The following is a 733-nucleotide window of genomic DNA, read 5'->3' on the forward strand; positions in this document are numbered from 1 at the left end:
ACCACCACCCCGCCCCCCGTCGACGCCGGGGAGGCCGGAACCGCCCGTCGCGCCCGCTCCGCCGGCCCGCGCCGGCTGCCCGGCGGCAGAGCCGGACGCCTGACCGCGGCACTGCTCGGCGCCACCCTCCTCGCCCTGCCCCTGGCGGCCTGCGGGGAGGCGGGCAACGACGCCGACGGCGGCGGCGACACCACGGAGACCGCCCCCACCGCCGGCGGCACCCCCGACACCGAAGCCGACACCCGCACCGAGGACGAGGGCCCCGACGGGGCCGCGGCCGAGGGCGACGGCGCCGCCGAGGGGGCGGCCGAGGGGGACCCCGGCGACCCGGGCGCCGGCTCCGGCGACACCGGCACGGACGCCCCCGACCCGGCCTCCCCCGACGACCCCCTGGTCTTCAACTACCACGGGGCCGAGGACGGCCGGGCCGACCGCGCCCCCGACGACCTCGTCCTCACCGAGTTCAGCACCCTCAACGACGTCACCTGGCGGAGCTGGGACTCCGAGGAGGCCGTGGGAAGCGGCCTGCTCGCCGGCACCTGGTGCCTGCCGGAGTGCCTCGACGACCCGCTCCCGGCCGAGGTCCTCCTCAAGGACCCGGAGGAGATCAACGGCGACCCCTACTTCACCGCCTTCGAGCTGAAGATCACCGACACCACCGGTTACTCGCAGCGGATCATCGACGCCGCCGAGACCGAGGGCTTCCTCGGCCGTCCCTGAGCCGGGCCCCCAC

The 733-nt window shown here is 77.5% G+C and carries 1 pseudogene; it reads left to right on the forward strand.

What is annotated here, in order from left to right:
* Positions 1-720: pseudogene (locus FOE67_RS27560) on the forward strand (hypothetical protein); the annotation flags it as partial.
* Positions 721-733: the final 13 nt, after the last annotated feature.

The sequence above is a fragment of the Streptomyces calidiresistens genome (assembly GCF_014141525.1).
GTDB classification, from domain to species: Bacteria; Actinomycetota; Actinomycetes; order Streptomycetales; family Streptomycetaceae; genus Streptomyces; species Streptomyces calidiresistens.